17 protein-coding genes are annotated in these 19,930 nt (G+C 50.8%); 5 read left to right on the top strand and 12 right to left on the bottom strand.

Annotation, left to right across the window (positions count from 1 at the left end; translation table 11 throughout):
- Positions 1–6 precede the first annotated feature (6 nt).
- The 4 genes from mglB to folE all read right to left on the bottom strand — a co-directional run bounded on the left by mglB (position 7) and on the right by folE (position 4,309).
- Positions 7–1,005, bottom strand: coding sequence for a galactose/glucose ABC transporter substrate-binding protein MglB (gene mglB / locus ACK8NJ_RS08505; RefSeq protein ID WP_001036964.1), 999 nt, complete (start codon positions 1,003–1,005; stop codon positions 7–9).
- Positions 1,006–1,284: 279 nt separating this feature from the next.
- Complete coding sequence (gene galS / locus ACK8NJ_RS08500) at positions 1,285–2,325, bottom strand: HTH-type transcriptional regulator GalS (RefSeq protein WP_000628658.1); 1,041 nt, start codon at positions 2,323–2,325, stop codon at positions 1,285–1,287.
- Positions 2,326–2,466: 141 nt separating this feature from the next.
- Entirely contained in the window at positions 2,467–3,624 is a 1,158-nt protein-coding gene (gene yeiB / locus ACK8NJ_RS08495) for a DUF418 domain-containing protein YeiB (protein WP_001551362.1), read from the bottom strand.
- Positions 3,625–3,640: 16 nt separating this feature from the next.
- Positions 3,641–4,309 carry a GTP cyclohydrolase I FolE gene (gene folE / locus ACK8NJ_RS08490; protein ID WP_001139613.1) on the bottom strand — a complete coding sequence of 223 codons (669 nt, stop codon included), beginning with the start codon at positions 4,307–4,309 and terminating at the stop codon, positions 3,641–3,643.
- 257 nt (positions 4,310–4,566) lie between these two features.
- Between folE and yeiG the strand changes: the two genes are divergently transcribed.
- Positions 4,567–5,403: an S-formylglutathione hydrolase gene (gene yeiG, locus ACK8NJ_RS08485; protein ID WP_275877600.1), complete on the top strand. Its 837-nt coding sequence runs from the start codon at positions 4,567–4,569 to the stop codon at positions 5,401–5,403.
- A gap of 30 nt (positions 5,404–5,433) precedes the next feature.
- Here the strand turns inward: yeiG and cirA are convergent, their stop codons facing one another.
- The 3 genes from cirA to yieE form a co-directional block, all read right to left on the bottom strand.
- On the bottom strand, positions 5,434–7,413 hold the full coding sequence (cirA, locus tag ACK8NJ_RS08480) for a catecholate siderophore receptor CirA (RefSeq protein ID WP_000489254.1): 1,980 nt from the start codon (positions 7,411–7,413) through the stop codon (positions 5,434–5,436).
- 292 nt (positions 7,414–7,705) lie between these two features.
- Positions 7,706–9,175: a lysine-specific permease gene (gene lysP / locus ACK8NJ_RS08475; RefSeq protein ID WP_411962343.1), complete on the bottom strand. Its 1,470-nt coding sequence runs from the start codon at positions 9,173–9,175 to the stop codon at positions 7,706–7,708.
- A 204-nt stretch (positions 9,176–9,379) separates the two neighbouring features.
- Complete coding sequence (gene yieE, locus ACK8NJ_RS08470) at positions 9,380–10,261, bottom strand: DNA-binding transcriptional regulator YeiE (protein WP_411962342.1); 882 nt, start codon at positions 10,259–10,261, stop codon at positions 9,380–9,382.
- Between the two features lie 98 nt (positions 10,262–10,359).
- Here yieE and ACK8NJ_RS08465 point away from each other — a divergent pair, with 98 nt between their 5' ends.
- The 3 genes from ACK8NJ_RS08465 (at position 10,360) to ACK8NJ_RS08455 (ending at position 13,431) form a co-directional block, all read left to right on the top strand.
- On the top strand, positions 10,360–11,409 hold the full coding sequence (locus ACK8NJ_RS08465) for a YeiH family protein (RefSeq protein ID WP_411962341.1): 1,050 nt from the start codon (positions 10,360–10,362) through the stop codon (positions 11,407–11,409).
- A gap of 73 nt (positions 11,410–11,482) precedes the next feature.
- Positions 11,483–12,340, top strand: coding sequence for a deoxyribonuclease IV (gene nfo / locus ACK8NJ_RS08460; protein ID WP_000873876.1), 858 nt, complete (start codon positions 11,483–11,485; stop codon positions 12,338–12,340).
- A 2-nt stretch (positions 12,341–12,342) separates the two neighbouring features.
- Positions 12,343–13,431 (top strand): sugar kinase, encoded by a 1,089-nt coding sequence (locus ACK8NJ_RS08455; RefSeq protein WP_328117012.1) that lies wholly within the window; start codon positions 12,343–12,345, stop codon positions 13,429–13,431.
- Between the two features lie 55 nt (positions 13,432–13,486).
- On the opposite strand, the gene ACK8NJ_RS08450 is transcribed toward ACK8NJ_RS08455, so the two are convergent.
- Together ACK8NJ_RS08450 and rihB are read right to left on the bottom strand one after the other, a co-directional pair.
- The gene (locus tag ACK8NJ_RS08450; protein WP_000382942.1) at positions 13,487–14,737 is read right to left on the bottom strand and encodes a NupC/NupG family nucleoside CNT transporter; all 1,251 of its coding nucleotides are present in this window, start codon (positions 14,735–14,737) and stop codon (positions 13,487–13,489) included.
- 99 nt (positions 14,738–14,836) lie between these two features.
- Positions 14,837–15,778: a ribosylpyrimidine nucleosidase gene (rihB, locus tag ACK8NJ_RS08445; RefSeq protein WP_328117014.1), complete on the bottom strand. Its 942-nt coding sequence runs from the start codon at positions 15,776–15,778 to the stop codon at positions 14,837–14,839.
- A 129-nt stretch (positions 15,779–15,907) separates the two neighbouring features.
- Between rihB and ACK8NJ_RS08440 the strand changes: the two genes are divergently transcribed.
- Positions 15,908–16,606: a transcriptional regulator YeiL gene (locus ACK8NJ_RS08440; protein ID WP_328117016.1), complete on the top strand. Its 699-nt coding sequence runs from the start codon at positions 15,908–15,910 to the stop codon at positions 16,604–16,606.
- Between the two features lie 67 nt (positions 16,607–16,673).
- Here ACK8NJ_RS08440 and ACK8NJ_RS08435 read toward each other — a convergent pair whose 3' ends face one another.
- The 3 genes from ACK8NJ_RS08435 to ACK8NJ_RS08425 all read right to left on the bottom strand — a co-directional run bounded on the left by ACK8NJ_RS08435 (position 16,674) and on the right by ACK8NJ_RS08425 (position 19,885).
- Positions 16,674–17,924, bottom strand: a complete 1,251-nt coding sequence (locus ACK8NJ_RS08435) for a NupC/NupG family nucleoside CNT transporter (RefSeq protein WP_000353878.1) — start codon at positions 17,922–17,924, stop codon at positions 16,674–16,676.
- 93 nt (positions 17,925–18,017) lie between these two features.
- Positions 18,018–18,956 carry a pseudouridine-5'-phosphate glycosidase gene (gene psuG / locus ACK8NJ_RS08430; protein WP_062875539.1) on the bottom strand — a complete coding sequence of 313 codons (939 nt, stop codon included), beginning with the start codon at positions 18,954–18,956 and terminating at the stop codon, positions 18,018–18,020.
- Positions 18,944–19,885 carry a pseudouridine kinase gene (locus ACK8NJ_RS08425; protein ID WP_097342749.1) on the bottom strand — a complete coding sequence of 314 codons (942 nt, stop codon included), beginning with the start codon at positions 19,883–19,885 and terminating at the stop codon, positions 18,944–18,946. Before ACK8NJ_RS08425 ends, psuG begins: the two co-directional genes overlap by 13 nt.
- Positions 19,886–19,930: the final 45 nt, after the last annotated feature.

Genomic DNA, 19,930 nt, shown 5'->3' with positions numbered 1-19,930 from the left:
TCAGTCTTATTTCTTGCTGAATTCAGCCAGGTTGTCTTTATCTACGCCAACATAAGGTACGCGGACCACTTTGTTGTCGATTTTCCAGTTGGTGCCATCAGCCGCACCTTTGCCATCGGCCAGGTTTTTCGCCAAATCAAAGGTCGCTTTCGCCTGGTTGTTAGCATCGTTCAGTACGGTGCCCGCCAGTGCACCGGATTTCACCAGCGCCAGCGCTTCTGGCAGCGCATCGACGCCAAACACCGGAATGCTGGACTTGTTGTGTGCTTTCAGTGCTTCTACCGCGCCCATTGCCATCGCATCGTTGTTGGCGATAACCACTTCGATTTTGTTGGCGTTCGGGCCAGACAGCCAGGCGTCCATCTTATCTTTCGCCTGAGCGGTATCCCACATAGCGGTATCTAACTGTAACTGTTCAGTTTTGATGCCTTTGTCGTTCAATTCTTTAATCACGTAAGTGGTACGTGCTTCTGCATCCGGATGGCCCGGCTCACCTTTCAGCAGTACGAACTGAATCTGACCGTCTTTGTTCAGATCCCACCCCTGATTCGCCGCCCAGTGTTTAGCAATCAAATCGCCCTGAATAATGCCGGACTCTTTGGAGTCAGTGCCAACGTAGTAGGCTTTGTCGTAGCTATCCAGCGCCTTACGAGACGGTTCTTTGTTAAAGAAAACCACCGGCACGTTTTGCCCACGCGCTTTCTCAATCACCGTACCCGCAGCTGCCGGGTCAACCAGGTTGATTGCCAGTGCCTTCACCCCTTTCGCCAGCAATACGTCGATCTGATCGTTCTGCTTGGACTGGTCATTCTGAGAATCATTCATCAGCAGCTGAACATCTGGCGCGGCTTTCGCATCTTGCTCAATAGCCTTGCGCACCACAGACATAAAGTTATCGTCGTACTTATAGATTGTTACACCAATGCGAGTATCAGCAGCGTGTGCAGCGGCACCGAATAACATGCTGGCCATCACAGCAGATAGGGTTAACACCTTCTTATTCATGGTATCTCCGGTTTTTCTTATGCAGGGTAGTGCTTGAGATAAATGCTCGGCGGGGCAGTAGAGTTAATGAAGTGTTACTGAACGCCGAAGCTCACTTTTTAAAATTCGTTCTTCCATGCCCGGTAACGCTCCAGAAAACGGCTTTAATTGTTGTTATGACGCTATTACCTCGGTGAAAGTGATTATTCACTGTTACATACGGGTTACAACGTTAAAACAGTGCAATCATAGCTATCACATTGTTAAGATACTGTGAAATCACTCACAGATTGAAAGCGGTTACATCGCCAGATTTGTTGAGTTAGTGATCGCCGCCGCATTCTGGCGTGTTGCGACAGAATGGCGACGCACTAACGTCGGCATAAAACAGTGGCTGGCACGAGGATCAATATTGCCTGCTGCCCCCTGCAAGGCCAGTTCGGTGGCTAATTTCGCCATTGAAGCAATGGGATAACGTACGGTCGTTAATTGCGGGTCGGTGTAACGGGCGATGGGAATATCATCGAAACCGATGATGGAGAGATGTAACGGAATCGCAATGCCATTATCTTTTAATGCTGTCAGTGCGCCAGCGGCCATATTGTCGTTATAAGCAAATACAGCGGTAAGTTGTAGATTGCGCCCCAGCAGTTCAACCATCGCCGCCTCACCACCCGGCATGTCCGGCGTGCCAGTGCCAATCCAGCTTTCCGGCGGAATAATATCCTGCTCTTTCAACGCACTCATCCAGCCTGCTTTACGCATGGCGTCATCTTCAATGCCGTGACTGGAAGAAAGATAACCAATACGTTGATGACCGTTATTCAGCAACATGCGCGTCGCCATTCGGGCACCGCTGAGATTATCCAGGCAAACGCAACGATGGGCGTACCCCGGCACAACGCGGTTAATTAATACCATACCGGGAATGTTATCCATAAATTGTGCCAGCTCATCGTCACTCAATGCTTTTGAGTGAACAATCAATGCATTACAACGCTGGCGAATTAACACCTCAATGGCGTGACGCTCTTTTTCCGCTTCATGATAGCTATTGCCGATTAGCACGTATTTCTGATGCTGCTGGGCGACCAGATCCACCGCTTTTACCAGCGCGCCGAAAAACGCATCAGAAACGTCCATCACCACCACGCCAATGGTGTCGCTAACCTGAGTTGCCAGCGCCTGGGCATTGGCATTTGGTCGATAATCCAGCTCACTAACGGCTTTCATTACTGCTTCACGCGTGTCGGCACTGACCAGCGTACTGTTATTGAGCACTCGGGAAACCGTTGCCACAGAGACGCCAGCCTGACGCGCTACATCACGAATGGTGATCATATTCACTACCTGTTATGAGATTGCAGTAAATGACTGCTTGCTGGCGGCTATTTTGTCAGCACTGAATACAGGACTTCGTGAATCGAGTCACAGCAATGGAAACGGTTACAGCCGTTTTGTTAACGAATGTGATCCAGAACGTTATCTTGATGTTTTAGATATTGCCGGTCCGGCAGCACGCAAAGTTAACTGACGCCAGAGCCATTCCACCGGCCCCTGGCGGAAGTAACGCAGCCAGATAACAGAGAAGAGGATATTCGCCAGCCATACCGGAATAACAAACGCCAGCAGCTCCAGGCGGTCAAAATGCATAAACAAACCGAGGTGGTAAAAAAGCGTGGTACAAATCAGCGTTTGCAATAGATAGTTGGTCAGCGCCATCCGTCCGACGCAGGCGATCGCAAGCACCAGCTTAAAGCGGCTTAATTGCGGCCAGAAACCATAAAACAGCGACGCATAGCCAATCGCCTGAAACGGCGCACTCAGTTCCCGCGGCATTTGAAGTAAGAAGGCACACCAGCGATACGCCCAGTCCAGCTGCCATTGCAGGGCGATGGCAGGAAGGTTAATGGTCACCCCAATCGCCACCAGCACAAAACCAGTACGACGATAGTGACGTAAGCTGAACTGCCCTTTCAGCCAGCCGCTGCGCATCAGCGCCGCACCAATGAGCATCATCCCTGCCAGTTGCCAGCCATACTGTGCGCCCAGTGCCAGTAAACTGTTGCCAACACCGTCGGCACGATTACTGATCGCTTCAACGCCGCCGTGAAGCTTCCAGTATTTTTCATACAAAATAGCCGATGCATCCGGCGTCCAGGCGCGGCTGGTCTGGCTGTCGGAAATCAGCCCCAATAACATCAAAACGCCAAGCCCCACCAGATAAAGCATGACGCCTGTATTAAACAGGCTTTTTACTGATGGCGCATCGCGCACCAGCCGCCAGCAGATTAAGCCCACCAGCCCGTAAGCCAGCAGAATATCGCCGTCCCAGAACAATAAACCGTGAATAAAGCCCAGCAAGACTAACAGCGTTAACCGCGACTGGATCCAGCGTCTGCCACGGGGCAGCAACATTTGCAGGCCAGCACCAAACAGCAGCGCAAAAAGCGTGAGGAATTTCACCTGGCCGATGAGATCGAGAAATGCCCAGGTCCATGCATCCTGCGGCGTAATAGCGCCGTACCAGGCGGGATTGAGATAAGCCGCCTTTGGTAGCCCAAAGGCGCTGATGTTTAATAGCAGGATCCCCAGAATGGCGACGCCGCGAACAAAATCGAGCGTGACGTTGCGCTCCATGGTTCCTGCCTTTTAATCAGTTGTGATGACGCACAGCGCGCAGAAATTCGTGGCGCGTATTCTGACTGGATTTGAACAATCCACCAAGAGAGGTCGTTGTTGTGGCACTGGTTGCGTCGCGGATGCCACGCGCTTTCACGCAGTAATGCACCGCGTCGATAGAGACAGCCACGTTATTGGTGCCCAGCAGCGTTTGTAGCGCAATGAGAATTTGCTGGGTCAGACGTTCCTGCACCTGCGGACGCTGGGCAAAGAACTGCACGATGCGGTTAATTTTTGACAGACCGATCACCGAATCTTTCGGGATATAAGCCACCGTCGCTTTGCCATCTATGGTAACAAAATGGTGTTCACAGGTGCTGGTCAGGGTGATATCGCGCACGGTGACCATTTCATCGACCTTCATTTTGTTTTCAATGAGGGTGATTTTCGGGAAATTGGCGTAATCCAGACCGGAGAAAATTTCATCGACATACATTTTAGCGATGCGATGCGGCGTTTCCATCAAACTGTCATCAGCCAGGTCGAGATTCAGCAGCTGCATGATTTCGGTCATATGACCAGCAATAAGGCTTTTGCGCGTTTCGTTATCCATTTCATGCACGGGCGGGCGCAGCGGTGTTTCCAGTCCTCGCGCAACTAACGCTTCATGAACCAGGGCCGCTTCTTTACTGAGTGATGGCATTTATGATTTCTCCTGCAGGTGTGACGCCTCCGCCCTGCGTGGGGGCAAAGTTATTAAGCTGATTTACAGCCTGATTATTGTGCGTGAGGCGGCGCACATAATCCAGTATTCACAGCGATAATTATTGTAATTGCCGCTGCCTTTCATCAGCAGATGTTAAAACATCGTTATGCAAATACGGAAGTGAAAGTTACTCACAGCACATTGAATAAACGGTATGATGAAGAAATTGCAAACAACACAACAAGGAGCCACGCATGGAAATGCTCGAAGAGCACCGCTGTTTTGAAGGCTGGCAGCAACGCTGGCGACACGACTCCAGTACCTTAAACTGCCCGATGACGTTCAGTATCTTTCTCCCACCACCTCGTGATCACACCCCGCCTCCAGTGCTGTACTGGCTTTCCGGATTAACCTGCAATGACGAGAACTTCACCACCAAGGCGGGTGCCCAGCGCGTGGCGGCAGAACTGGGGATTGTACTGGTAATGCCAGACACCAGCCCGCGCGGCGAACAGGTTGCCAACGATGATGGCTACGATTTAGGCCAGGGCGCAGGCTTTTATCTTAATGCCACGCAACCGCCTTGGGCGACGCATTACCGGATGTATGATTATCTGCGCGATGAATTACCGGCGCTGATTCAGTCGCAATTTAATGTCAGCGACCGCTGCGCTATTAGCGGTCATTCAATGGGTGGTCACGGTGCGCTGATTATGGCGCTGAAAAACCCGGGCAAATACACCAGCGTTTCCGCCTTTGCGCCAATTGTGAATCCGTGCAGCGTACCCTGGGGCATTAAAGCGTTTAGCACCTATTTAGGTGAGGACAAAAATGCATGGCTGGAATGGGACAGTTGTGCGCTGATGTATGCCAGTAACGCGCAGGATGCGATCCCGACGCTTATCGATCAGGGTGATAATGATCAGTTTCTTGCCGACCAGCTGCAACCCGCAGTGCTGGCAGAAGCCGCCCGCCAGAAAGCGTGGCCGATGACGCTGCGTATTCAGCCGGGATATGATCACAGTTACTACTTCATCGCCTCTTTTATAGAGGATCATTTGCGCTTCCATGCGCAACATTTACTGAAGTAAAGTCTGCCCGGTTCGCCGGGCATCTTCCTGTCAGAAGCGATAATCCACTGCCATAAAGTAACGACGTCCGTCTTCGTTATAGCTGTAGTCGTCACGACTGAGATCCTTGTCGCCAAGGTTCAGCACGCCTGCGCGCAGTTTGACGTCTTTAGTCACCTGCCAGGCCGCACCGGTATTCCAGATGGTATAACCGCCCGGTGTTTTAGCCGTCGCGCTGTCGGCGCGTTTCTGCCCGGTATAGTGACCAGAAACATAGAATGACCAGTCTTCCAGCGCCAGCGGTTTCCAGTCCAGCGTACCGTTAGCGGTATGGAACGGCAGATCGGATAAAGGTTTATTTTCGCCGTTGCTGACATCACGACCATCGTTGTAGGTGTAGTTGAGTGACAGTTTCCATTCATCGTTGAACGGAATTTTCAGTTCGGTTTCCACGCCCTGAATACGAGCTTTGTTAACGTTGTAGTAGCTAAATACCGGCACACCGTTCGCTGTAAAACCAACAAAGTTTTGGTAGCCTGGTGCAGCATTGACGTCAGACGTACGGCTGATGCTGATACGATCTTTCACATCGTTACGGAAAACGGTAACGCTGGATTCAACCCCTTCCAGCCAGCCTTCTTCACCCATGTAGTAAAGCCCCAGCTCCCAACTTTCGCTCGTTTCTGGTTTCAGATCCGGGCTACCCACAATCTTACATGCGCCACGGCAAGAATTGCTCGTCCAGTCAGGGCTAAGTTGCAACAGAGAAGGTGCTTTAAATGCCGTCGCCCAGCCCCCTTTTACCGTTACGGTGTCGGTGGCGTTATAAACCAGGTAGGCACGCGGACTCCAGTGTTCACCGTAGGTTTCATGATCGTCCATACGTACGCCGGTCGTCAGCGCCAGCGGCTCGAAGATCCGCCATTCATCTTCCACAAACAGCGCGTACTGGCTGGCAGACGTTTTGGAGCTGGTTCCCCCAGTCAGGTTCACCGCATCGCTAAGTTTGTCGTGACGCCATTCACCGCCAACCGTGAGAAACTGATTAATCGCCGTCAGCGGCAACGTGTATTTGCCGTCGACCGTATTGCTTTCGGAAGTTATCGGGCTGCTGTTGCCAGGGTTTTTGTTCTCGACTTTCTCACCGTAGTATTTCAGTTCGCTGGTGCCGTAATCCCAACGCCCATTATGGCTGACGGAGTAGTTCTGGCGTTCCAGACGGTTTTTGTCCAGCGAGTCGGAATCACGATCCTGACGGTCGAAACCGTATCCGGCAGTAAAATCGTGATTTTGATTCGGTGTCCAGGCAAATTCCACATTGCCGTCGCGGCTGGAGAATCCTTCAATACGCGGCGTTTCTCCGGTATCGGTGGTCGTTGAGTTTTGCGGGTCATCCTTTTCACGTTTTGCCAGGCTGCCGTAAGCTTTCATTCCCAGCACGCCGTCAATTAATGGTCCGCTGGTAAAGAACTGACCGTTATAGGTATCACCGCGATCGCGATGTTCCTGAATGGTGGTATCGACGGTAACGGTACCCGACCATTTCTGACCGATTTTTTTGGTGATGATATTCACTACACCGCCGAGCGCATCGGAACCGTACAGCGACGACATCGGGCCACGGACCACTTCAATACGTTCGATGGAATCGACCGGGATCCAGTTCAGATCGAAATCATTGTGGCGGAAGACGGCATTGCGGGAGTTAACGCGTTTACCGTCGACGAGAATCAGGGTGTAGCTGCTGTCCAGACCACGAATACTAACGCCCTTACGGTTATCCCCTTCGTTCGTCAGTTGTACGCCAGGCACTTCTTTGAGGACATCCTTCAGATTCTGTACCGGTTTTCGCTGCAGGTCTTCCTGGGTAATGACGCTGATACTGGCAGGTGCATCTTTAAGGTTTTGTTCAACGGAAGATGCAGTGACAACCATCGTTTCGCCATCATCATCGACCGCTAACACAGGCCATGCACAAGAAATAGCGGACAAACACAGCCCGACCCGTACGAAAGGGTTCAACCTAAACATTCCATATCTCCATGAGGTAACTACGAAAATAAAATGGGTTATCGCTCACATCTTCTTCACGTCCCCTTGCGTACGGCAGCATCGCGGTGGACTTATTTGTATGCAGGTGATCATCCCAGAAAGCCGGACCAGCCTCTGATTTGTCAGCCTTTTTTGATTGCGGCGTAACGATAATGCAAACGATAACAATTATCAATCCAAATGTTAAATTTTATATCCGCATGATTTGTCAGGGAAATGGAATTGAAAAAGCCCTCTCGGTTGAGAGGGCTTAGCAAGGAAGGGAGGAAACTTATTTCTTATCGTTCTGCGGGAACTTCATTTCGCTGTAACGTACGAAGTGTGTTCCTTTAATCAGCTTGTAGCCGAACCAAATAATCAGGAACAGCGGGATACCAATATACGTTGCCGCTACGCCGCCCCAGTCAATGGTATCTTTCAGGAACGCTTCGTAGTTCTGGCCCAAAGTGATAATCAGACACAGAATGAATGCGAAGATCGGCCCCAGTGGGAAGAAACCTGAACGGTACGGCAGATCGTTAATGTCGTGTCCCTGCAATACGTACCCGCGACGGAAACGATAGTGGCTAATGGCAATCCCCAGCCAGGCGATAAAACCGGTCATCCCGGAGGTGTTCAGCAGCCACAGGTATACCGTCTGGTTGCCAAACATGGAGGTCAGGAAGCACAGACCGGCAATCACCGTCGTCGCATACAGCGCATTACGCGGCACGCCACCACGCGACAGTTTAGCGAAAATGCGCGGCGCTTTACCGTCACACGCCAGGGTGTACAGCATACGAGTAGACGCATACATACCGGAGTTACCCGCTGACAGCACCGCCGTCAGAATAACTGCGTTCATCACCGCCGCCGCAGAGAGCAGACCCGCGTGCTGGAATACCAGGGTGAACGGACTGACGCTGATGTCTTTAACATCGTTACGCAGCAGGCTCGGATCGGTGTACGGAATAATCAGGCTGATAATCAGGATCGCGAACACATAGAACAACAGGATTCGCCAGAACACCTGACGTACCGCGCGTGGAATGTTATTCGCCGGATCTTCGGACTCGCCTGCAGCAATACCGATCAGCTCGGTTCCCTGGAAAGAGAAGCCGACAATCATAGCTACGCCGATCATCGCCGCAAAACCACCAGCAAACGGCGCTTCGCCGATTGTCCAGTTGCTCCAGCCCGCAGGTTGCGCGCCTTTGAAGATACCGATAATCATCAGCACGCCAACGATGATAAAGACAATAACTGTCGTGACTTTGATCAGTGAGAACCAGTATTCCGCTTCACCAAAGCCGCGAACTGAGATGTAGTTCAGCAGGAAGATAACGCCGAGGAACAGCGCACTCCAGATCCAGCCCGGTGTATCCGGGAACCACCAGCTCATGACCAGCTGAGCTGCAACCAGGTCAACGGCGATAGTCACCGCCCAGTTGTACCAGTAGTTCCAGCCCAGCGCGAAGCCAAAGCCTTCTTCAACATAGTTCTGACCATAAGTGGCAAACGAACCGGAAACCGGCATATATGCAGCCAGTTCACCGAGACTGGTCATCAGGAAGTAAACCATCAGGCCAATCAACATATACGAGAGCAATGCCCCGCCCGGACCTGCCTGAGAAATCGTTGCGCCAGAGGCAACAAAAAGACCTGTACCGATGGAACCGCCAATGGCAATCATCGTCAGGTGACGCGCCTTTAATTCACGGCGTAAGCCCGGCGCTTCTGTGGTTTTAGTTTCGGAAACCATACAAAAATGCTATCCATCTTAAAAATGAGGCGCGATTGTAGCAGACGATTGGCAATCCTTCCGGCAGAAATACACGGTTATAAGACACCTTCATGATCGCCCAGGGATTATAAGTAAAGCAGCCAATCTCTTTTCTGGCGAATGCATGCTGAGGGCGCTGCGTCACGAAATCGACACAGCACCAGCATGTTCTTGTACAGCAACTTAACGCGGTACATTCGCGGGATCGCAATAGTCCAGAAAGCGCCGTAGCGCGTTGGAAAGGTGTTTTTGCCGATGATGTATACGCCACAACGTACGCATCAGGCGCGGCAGAGGGACCGCAACTTCACTTAATGTGCCTGCCTGCAATTGATCTTCAATCACCCGTCGCGACAGGCAACTAATTCCCAACCCATGACGCGCCGCATGTTTGATAGCCTCGGAGTTACCTAATTCCATCGCCATCTCAAACTTCGGTAAATGTGACAGCAACAGATAATCGACAATCTCCCGCGTGCCGGAACCGCGTTCACGCAGGATCCACGGCGCAGCGGCCAGCTGTTCTAAGGTGACCGGACCACGAGCCAATGGCGAAGTCGGCGCGGCGAAAACCACCAGCTCGTCTTCCAGCCACGGTTCAGAAATGATTTCAGTGCTGTGGCACGGTCCTTCAATAAAGCCAATATCAACGCGGAAATCCAGCACCGCTTGCATCACGTCCTGGCTGTTCCCAACGCTAAGTTCAATCGGCAACTGCGGATAATCATGGCGATAACGGGCAATGACTGCAGGCAGAATGTAGTTACCGATAGTACTACTGGCATAGATACGAATCGCGCCGTTGTCTTCGCGAAACAGTTGTTCGATTTCAACCGCCTGTTCAAGCAGTGCCAACGCGCGCGGATAGAGCAGTCGCCCGTGTTCATTAACAACCAGTCTTTTCCCCACGCGATCAAACAGTTGCACGCCAAGCTGCCCTTCCAGGTCGGTCAAGGCTGCGCTCACTGCTGATTGCGACAACGCCAGCATCACCGACGCCTGGGTGGTTGATCCACTTTTCAATACTTCTGCAAAAACTTCCAACTGCCGGAGGGTGATGTGCATAGTCGCTTACCACTTATAAAGATTAATTATAAATATATAATAAATTTTATTTTTAAACCAGTTAGTCGTAACCTTATGCCCGGTTAAAGGAGAGGGTTATGACGAATATCACCTTACAGAAACAACATCGTACACTGTGGCATTTTATTCCGGGGTTAGCCCTGAGTGCAGTTATCACCGGGGTCGCCCTGTGGGGTGGTTCCATTCCCGCGGTTGCGGGTGCCGGGTTTAGTGCCCTCACCCTCGCAATCTTGTTGGGGATGGTTTTAGGCAACACCATCTATCCGCACATCTGGAAAAGCTGTGACGGTGGTGTGCTGTTTGCCAAGCAATATTTATTACGTCTGGGTATCATTCTTTATGGCTTCCGTCTGACGTTCTCGCAAATTGCCGATGTCGGTATCAGTGGGATCATCATTGACGTGTTGACGCTGTCCAGTACCTTCCTGCTGGCTTGCTTCCTGGGGCAGAAAGTGTTTGGTCTGGATAAGCACACCAGCTGGTTGATCGGTGCCGGTAGCAGTATCTGTGGTGCTGCCGCGGTACTGGCGACTGAGCCGGTAGTGAAAGCGGAAGCCAGTAAAGTAACCGTGGCTGTTGCAACCGTTGTTATCTCCGGGACCGTGGCGATTTTCCTCTACCCGGCGATATATCCGCTGATGTCTCAATGGTTTAGTCCGGAAACTTTCGGTATCTACATTGGTTCTACTGTGCACGAAGTGGCGCAGGTGGTGGCGGCAGGTCATGCCATCAGCCCGGATGCAGAAAACGCAGCAGTTATTTCCAAAATGCTGCGCGTGATGATGCTAGCTCCGTTCCTCATCCTGCTGGCGGCGCGTGTTAAACAGCTGTCTGGGGCGAACAGCGGCGAGAAAAGCAAAATCACTATTCCGTGGTTTGCCATCTTGTTCATCGTAGTTGCCATCTTTAACTCGTTCCACCTGTTACCGCAGAGCGTGGTGAACATGCTGGTAACGCTGGATACCTTCCTGCTGGCAATGGCGATGGCGGCGCTGGGTCTGACCACTCACGTCAGCGCGCTGAAAAAAGCCGGGGCGAAACCTCTGCTGATGGCACTGGTACTGTTTGCCTGGCTGATTGTTGGTGGTGGTGCGATTAACTATGTGATTCAAAGCGTCATCGCATAAACCACTACATCTTGCTCCTGTTAACCCGCTATCATTACCGTTTTCCTCCAGCGGGTTTAACAGGAGTCCTCGCATGAAATACATTGGAGCGCACGTTAGTGCTGCTGGCGGTCTGGCAAATGCCGCAATTCGCGCCGCCGAAATCGACGCAACCGCGTTTGCCTTGTTCACCAAAAACCAACGTCAGTGGCGTGCCGCACCGCTCACGACGCAAACCATCGATGAATTCAAAGCCGCCTGTGAAAAATATCACTACACATCGGCGCAAATTCTTCCCCACGACAGTTATCTGATTAACCTCGGACATCCGGTCGCTGAAGCTCTGGAAAAATCGCGCGATGCGTTTATAGATGAAATGCAGCGTTGCGAACAGCTGGGGCTTTCTTTGCTCAACTTCCACCCTGGCAGCCATCTGATGCAAATTTCAGAAGAGGATTGCCTTGCGCGTATTGCCGAATCCATCAACATTGCGCTGGATAAAACTCATGGTGTGACAGCGGTGATTGAAAACACCGCCGGTCAGGGCAGTAACTTAGGGTTTAAATTCGAACATCTCGCGGCGATTATCGACGGCGTGGAAGATAAATCCCGCGTCGGCGTCTGCATTGATACCTGCCATGCTTTCGCTGCCGGGTATGATTTGCGTACTTCTGCCGAATGCGAGAAAACGTTCGCGGATTTTGCCCGTATTGTTGGCTTTAAGTATCTGCGCGGGATGCACCTTAACGATGCGAAAAGCACCTTTGGCAGCCGCGTTGACCGCCATCATAGCCTCGGTGAAGGCAATATCGGTCATGATGCGTTCCGCTGGATCATGCAGGACGACCGTTTCGACGGCATTCCGCTGATCCTTGAAACCATCAACCCGGATATCTGGGCAGAAGAGATCGCCTGGCTGAAAGCGCAACAAACTGAAAAAGCGGTAGCCTGAAGATGAATAACCGGGAAAAGGAGATCCTTGCAATTTTACGGCGTAACCCGCTGATTCAGCAGAACGAAATTGCGGACATGCTGCAAATCAGCCGTTCGCGCGTTGCGGCGCATATTATGGATTTAATGCGCAAAGGCCGGATTAAAGGCAAAGGTTACATTCTCACCGAGCAGGAATACTGCGTAGTGGTGGGGACAATCAATATGGATATTCGCGGGATGGCGGATATCCGTTACCCACAAGCGGCTTCTCATCCCGGTACAATTCATTGCTCGGCAGGCGGCGTTGGACGCAATATCGCCCACAATCTGGCGCTGTTAGGCCGCGACGTCCATTTGCTTTCAGTGATTGGCGATGACTTTTATGGCGAAATGCTCCTGGAAGAAACGCGCCGCGCCGGCGTGAATGTCTCCGGCTGCGTTCGTTTACATGGTCAAAGCACATCGACGTATCTGGCAATTGCCAATCGAGACGATCAAATCGTGCTGGCGATTAACGATACCCATCTGCTGGAACAGTTGACACCGCAACTACTGAACGGGTCGCGCGATTTACTTCGTCATGCGGGCGTGGTACTGGCAGATTGTAACCTGACAGCCGAGGCGCTGGAGTGGGTCTTTACCCTCGCTGATGAAATCCCGGTGTTTGTCGATACCGTTTCAGAATTCAAAGCGGGCAAAATCAAACACTGGCTGGCGCATATTCACACCCTGAAACCCACTTTACCGGAGCTGGAAATTTTATGGGGACAGGCGATCACCAGCGATGCTGACCGTAATGCCGCAGTGAATGCATTACATCAGCAAGGTGTTCAGCAACTGTTTGTTTATTTGCCCGATGAGTCTGTTTATTGCAGCGAAAAGGATGGAGAACAATTTTTGCTGACCGCACCAGCGCATACGACAGTAGACAGTTTTGGTGCTGACGATGGTTTTATGGCGGGCCTGGTATATAGCTTTCTGGAAGGAAACTATTTCCGTGACAGCGCCCGTTTTGCGATGGCCTGCGCGGCAATTTCACGCGCCAGCGGCAGCTTAAACAACCCTACCCTGTCTGCCGATAACGCGCTTTCATTAGTGCCGATGGTGTAACAATGTTGCCGGATTCGACGCTTGACCGCGTCTTATCCGGCTCATAACTCGCGCACTACGCTAAGCCAATAAAGAATCCTGCAATGGTGGCACTCATCAGGTTAGAAAGTGTCGCCGCCGCCAGCGCGCGTAAACCAAGCTGGGCGATTTCCGGCGCACGGTGTGGCGCAACCGCAGAAAACGCCCCCACCACCACCCCGATAGAACCAAAGTTAGCGAAACCGCACAACGCGAAAGAAATAATCGCCACGGTTTTAGCATCCAGAGTGCCAGCTGTTTGCAGATAAGGTGAGAAATTGAGGTAAGCGACAAATTCATTAATCGCCAGTTTCTGTCCAATCAAACTCCCGGCAAGATTCGCATCACTCCAGTCAACCCCCATCACCCACGCCAGTGGGGCCAACAGGTAACCTAAAATGGACTCCAGCGAGGCATGTTCAAAACCAAACCAGCCGCCAACGCCGCCGATAATACCGTTAATCAACGCAATTATTGCAACAAATGCCATCACCACTGTCGCCACACCTGCGGCGATTTTCAGTCCGGTCATTGCCCCTGTAGCGGCGGCTTCAATAATGCTTTTTGGCGGTGTTTCGGTGAAAGAGAGGTTATTAAAGGAAACCTGCGAAGATTCCGTAGCCGGGCTTAACAGGCGGGCAAACAAGATCCCGCCGGGGATCGCCATTAACGATGCCGCCAGCAGATATTCCACAGGCACGCCCAGTGCGGCGTAACCAATCATTGTCGAACCAGCAATCGAGGCCATGCCACTACAAATAGCCGTAAATAATTCATTGCGATTCAGACGATCGATAAAGGGTTTGACGATTGCCGGAATTTCGTTTTGCCCGAGGAAAATGGTAGTGACCGCGACGAATGACTCAATCTTGCTGATATTCAATGCTTTCTGGAATATACCGCCGAGAATGCGAATTAAGATCCCCATCACACCGATGTAGTAGAGAATACTCACCAGTGCTGTAACGAAGATAATTGCCGGTAATACCCTGAAACCAAAGATAAATCCTGCGCCATCAAATAAGGTGTCCATTTTCGGTCCGACCAGAGAACCAAAGATAAATGCGCTACCCGCGTCGCTGTACGCCATCACTTTATGCACGCCAAAAGCGACTTTTTCAGCGACCCAACGCCCTGGCGGTAACCAAAGCATAATGCCGCCAATCACGACCTGTAACACTAACGCCGCGCCAACGGTACGCAGGCTGATCTTCTTCTTGTTTACTGACAGCAAAAACGCAATTGCCAGCAATACCACCATTCCCAGAACACTTCTCATGACATCCATAGTTATTATCTCTTCATGTCATTTTGGGCGACGGCTTTCTGCCCATCAGAAATAGCCGGGCCTGCATCTTGCGATACTGACCCGGCTTGTTATCAACACTTAATGGGTTTTGATGTAGCCGCGCACGCACTCTTCGACTAAGCCCCAGAACCAGTCGGTATCAATAGTGATGCCGACTTTGGTATTGGCTGGCTTGCCAAGAACGCCCAGCTCGTCGCAGACGGTACGCCCATAGCAAGGGCCACTGTTAACATCCACTTCGACGTACATCTCCTGGGTTTTAATGCCATCAGGGTCAATCAGATAACCGATGCAGGTGGCGTCATGCACCGGGCCGCCAGCCAGGCCGTAGTTTTCGAACTGCGTTTTTAGAGTGAAATTCATGATGTCGCTGAACAGCTCTCCGGCGGGGCCGCCTACCCTTTCCATCCGAGCAATCACGTCCGGTGTGCAAACGGTCTGGTTGGTGAGATCGAGGCCCATCATCACTAATGGAACGCCGGAGGTGAACACCACGCGTGCCGCTTCCGGGTCAGCAAAGATGTTGAACTCGGCGGATGGCGTAAAGTTGCCAGTACCGTAAGCGCCGCCCATCAGCACAATTTCACGGATTTTCGGCAGGATCGCGGGTTGCATACGCATTGCCACCGCGATGTTTGAAAGTGGACCAACCGGCACCAGAGTGATATCGCCATCGCTTGCCATCAGGGTATCGATGATATATTTCACCGCATGAGTGCTTTCTGCCTGGCGGGTCAGCGGCTCGAATACCGGGCCATCCAGTCCGGTTTCACCGTGAATATTATCGGCAACGATTTGTTGACGCATAATGGGCTGTGGCATCCCCGCATAAACCGGAACATTAATCTCCAGTTTCTGGCAAACATTCAGGCCATTAATTAATGTTTTATCAAGCGTCTGATTACCCGCCACAATGGTGATGCCTAATAAATCTATTGCCGGATGTTTCGCTGCCATCATTATGGCAATAGCATCATCATGACCCGGATCACAATCCAGAATAATTTTTCTCTTTTCCATTGTTTATTTCCTCTATTTCCAGTTGCGTTATTTTTTCTACAGCAAAGAAAATTCGACCGGGCCGATGATTGAATCTTAACAACAGCGTACGTATGCTAAATATGAGAAATCTCATAGCGGATAAACATCGTGAAAGAAATCCACAATAATGACCTTAAGCAGCAATTGATGAGTGAATCTGCGTTTAAGGATTGCTTTTCAACGGATGTTTCAGCCAATACGCGGCTGTTTCATTTTTTAGCGCGTGACTACATTGTGCAGGAAGGGCAACAGCCGTCCTGGCTGTTTTACCTGACGCGAGGCCGCGCCAGGCTTTACGCCACGCTTGCTAATGGTCGCGTGTCGCTGATCGATTTCTTTGCCGCTCCCTGTTTTATTGGCGAGATTGAGTTAATCGACAAAGACCATGAACCGCGTGCGGTGCAGGCTATTGAAGAGTGTTGGTGCCTTGCGCTCCCTATGAAACATTACCGCCCGCTGTTATTAAACGACACGCTATTTTTACGAAAACTCTGCGTCACCTTAAGTCATAAAAATTACCGTAATATTGTTTCTTTAACTCAGAATCAATCATTTCCGTTAGTGAATCGCCTGGCAGCTTTTATATTACTCTCACAAGAAGGTGATCTTTATCACGAAAAGCATACGCAAGCGGCAGAGTATTTAGGCGTTTCTTATCGACATCTTTTATATGTTCTCGCGCAATTCATTCACGACGGTTCATTAATTAAAAGCAAGAAAGGATATCTAATTAAAAACAGAAAGCAGTTGTCAGGACTGGCGCTGGAGATGGATCCGGAGAATAAATTCTCCGGGATGATGCAGTAAAAAATAATCTGCAATAGCGCGATTGCCGGATGCAACGCTTAATAAGGCGTACATCCGGCAATGAAACTCAAGCTAAACCAATAAAGAACCCGGCAATGGTCGCGCTCATCAGGTTGGAAAGCGTTGCTGCTGCCAGCGCCCGTAAACCAAGCTGAGCGATTTCCGGTGCACGTTTTGGCGAAATAGCCGAAAATGCGCCAACGACAACACCGATAGAACCAAAGTTAGCAAAACCACAAAGCGCAAAGGAGATAATCGCAATGGTTTTCACTTCCAGCGTGCCGCCCGTTTGCAGGTATGGGGAGAAACTCAGGTAAGCGACGAATTCGTTAATCGCCAGTTTCTGCCCAATCAGGCTACCCGCCAGGTTGGCATCACTCCAGTCCACACCCATGATCCACGCCAGCGGTGCCAGCACATAGCCAAAAATACTTTCCAGAGAGGCATTGGCGAAACCAAACCAGCCGCCAATTCCGCCGATAATGCCGTTGATCAGCGCAATAATTGCGACAAACGCCATTACCACCGTCGCTACACCAGCGGCGATTTTGAGCCCGGTCATCGCACCGCTCGCCGCCGCTTCGATAAAGCTTTTTGGCGGCGTTTCGCTGAACGACAGATTTTCAAATGTGACCTGCGAAGGCTCGGTGGCCGGGCTAAGAATACGTGCAAACAAAATACCACCAGGGATCGCCATCAGCGATGCCGCTAACAGGTAGTCAATTGGTACGCCCATTCCGGCATAACCAATCATCATCGAACCGGCAATGGACGCCATCCCGCTACAAATTGCCGTAAATAGCTCGTTGCGATTCATGCGATCGATAAACGGTTTTACGATCGCCGGGATCTCATTTTGCCCGAGGAAAATAGTGGTAACCGCAACAAAAGATTCGATTTTGCTGATGTTGAGGGCTTTCTGAAAAATACTGCCAAGAATGCGGATTAGCAGCCCCATCACGCCAATGTAGTACAGCAGGCTGATGAGCGCAGTGACGAAGATAATCGCCGGGAGTACGCGAAAGGCGAAGATAAAGCCCGCGCCATCAAACAGGACATCCATTTTCGGCCCGACCAATGAACCAAAAATAAAGGCGCTACCGGCATCACTGTAAGACATCACTTTATGAACGCCTAATGCCGCCTGCTCTACCGCCCATTTTCCTGGTGGAAAATAGAGCATGATGCCGCCAATGGCGATTTGTAGCAGCAGCGCGGCTCCAACCGTGCGCAAACTGATGCTCTTTTTATTCACTGACAACAGAAATGCTATTGCCAGTAACACCACCATCCCCACAACACTTCTCATTATATCCATAATGATTTTCCCTTCATGCCAGTAAACCCGGCGTCAGCGCCAGGTTTTGGTATGTATGATCAGTACGGGCGACGGCTTTCTGCCCGTCAGAAATTAACCCGCGAGACGCTGGTATTCTTTGGCAATTTCGCTCGCCAGAATGGCGTTGTTGAACACCAGTTGGATGTTGGATTTCAGGCTGTCACCGCCAGTCAGTTCAGCAACACGAGCCAGCAGGAACGGTGTGCTTTCTTTACCAATAACGCCCTGCTCTTCGGCTTCGGCAACGGCTTGATCTATGGCTGCATTGATAGATTCCTCCGGCATCGCAAACTGTTCCGGGATCGGATTTGCCACCACCAGGCCACCGTTCAGCCCGCTTTGCCATTTCACCGCCATTGCACGGGCAATTTCGCTGGCGCTGTCGAGACGAATGCTGACGTCAAACGGGCTGGTGCGGCAGAAAAACGCAGGCAGCGCTTTGGTCTGATAGCCAATTAGCGGTACACCGAAAGTTTCTAAATACTCAGTGGTTAATCCTAAATCGAGAATAGATTTCGCCCCGGCACAAACAACGGTGACATTAGTATTTGCCAGCTCTTGCAAATCGGCAGAAATATCGAAGGTATGTTCCGCCCCGCGATGCACTCCACCAATTCCCCCAGTGGCAAATACTTTAATTCCGGCAAGCGCCGCAATAATCATCGTTGAAGCAACGGTAGTTGCGCCATTTTTTCCGGCGGCAACAACAAAAGGTAAATCGCGACGACTAACTTTGGTCACGTTATGCCCTTCACGACCCAGCAATTCAATTTCTTCTTTGCTTAAACCCACTTTCATCACGCCGCCAATAATGGCGATAGTGGCAGGTACAGCGCCCTGTTTACGAATAGTTTCTTCAACTTCAATTGCGGTCTGGGCATTTTGTGGGAACGGCATCCCGTGAGAAATAATGGTCGATTCCAGCGCCACAACCGGTTTTTTGTTTTTTAAAGCGTCCTGCACTTCCGGGGAAATTTGTAATAATTCAGGGGAAATTTTTAATTCAGACATTCTGCGTTCTCCACTAACGATATAACGTTGGCAATCGATAAATCGGGGTTATTGGTGTATTCACAGGAGAGCGCCATTGACGAACATCCCTGTGCGAAACGAACAGATTCGGCAAACGGCATTCCGTCTACCCAACACGAAGCAAGTCCAGCCATCATGGCATCGCCCGCTCCGGTAACATTAATGACATTGGTTTTGATCGGCGCAGACCAACCACTTTCACCGCTGATATCACTGTAATAAACGCCGTCGCCGCCCATGCTCAATACCAGTCGGTTCAGGCCATGTTGATGGAACCAGGCAGCAACTTTTGCCACATCTTCACGCCCTGACAGCGCAATCCCACTCAGGGTTTCCGCTTCAAGGCGGTTTGGCTTCAGGGTGTGGATCTGATTTAGACGGTCGCGCACTTTGACACATTTCCATGCCGAAACCGGATCGACAAATACAGGTACATTGGCGGCATTATCCAGAATCCATGCCAGTGCCTCTTCACTGATATTACAGTCTGCGACAATGACATTTGCCCTCTGAATAAATTCACCGTGCTGTGCGAGATATTCAGCTGTAATAGCGTTGCTAATATTCATGTCATTTATAGCAACCAGCATTTCACCGGTATTATCGAGTAATGATAAATAGCTTGACGTATTTTCTCCCGGCACAATCAGGCATTTATCGACATAAACACCAGATTGATTGGTTTGCGTTAGCAACGATTGACCATAAAAATCACTGCCTACTGCGCTCAGTAGCCAGGCTTTATTCCCCAGCAACGCCAGGTTTTGTGCAATATTGCGCCCTACTCCACCAGGCGTAAACTTTATTTTACCTGGATTTGAATCCGCATAATTTAATGATTCATGTGAATATCCGGCGACATCAATATTCGCCGAACCTATAATTACGACATAATCCTTTTCGCGCATAGCACGTCCTCTGGTAAAAAATTACCAACCCTGTCAATCCACAAG

It is taken from the genome of Escherichia sp. F1 (assembly GCF_046764225.1).
GTDB classification, from domain to species: domain Bacteria; phylum Pseudomonadota; class Gammaproteobacteria; order Enterobacterales; family Enterobacteriaceae; genus Escherichia; species Escherichia coli.
Note: the sequence above shows the minus strand (reverse complement) of the source record. Positions and strands in the feature narration are given on the sequence as shown.